We start from the raw sequence: 473 nt of genomic DNA, 5'->3' as shown, positions 1-473 counted from the left end.
ATATCCGGCCGCAAGAACGCGCAGGAGCCGGCTGCGTGCGCTGCGCGCGACCGCACACAGGACGCCGATGACCACGCCGAGCACAATTGCGACAGCGGAGATCCAGACGGTCTGCAGAAGGCCGCTCAGGAGCGTGTCGAATTGCGCCCAAACGTCGGAGAAGACGAGGCTTGGCATAGTGCTGACATTTCGATCGCGGGAGAAGACGAAGCCGGTGCGCCGCCAGGGCGCACCGGTGCGCTAGCTCAGAAGACCGGGAGCTCCGGCAGAGGCGCGTTCAGCCATTTCTTGGAGATTTCGTCGAGCTCTCCAGAGTTCTTCATGAACCAGATCGTGTTGTTGAGCCACTGATGCAGCTCCATCTGGTCCTTGCGGACAGCCATCGAGTTGGGCTGCAGCGCGAAGGCAAACTTGAGCTCGGCGTTGGCGCCCTTGTTCTGACCCAGAATCTGATTGACCGTGGTGTCCGGAAG

The 473-nt window shown here is 61.5% G+C and carries 1 protein-coding gene; it reads right to left on the bottom strand.

The window, feature by feature from the left end; all coding sequences use genetic code 11:
* Nucleotides 1–245: 245 nt before the first annotated feature.
* The coding region (locus tag AB4Y92_RS25675; protein WP_441822186.1) for a transporter substrate-binding domain-containing protein at nt 246–473 on the bottom strand (228 nt) is incomplete at its 5' end.

This window comes from Lysobacter sp. TAB13 (genome assembly GCF_052113885.1).
GTDB lineage: Bacteria > Pseudomonadota > Gammaproteobacteria > Xanthomonadales > Xanthomonadaceae > Lysobacter > Lysobacter gummosus.
Note: the sequence above shows the minus strand (reverse complement) of the source record. Positions and strands in the feature narration are given on the sequence as shown.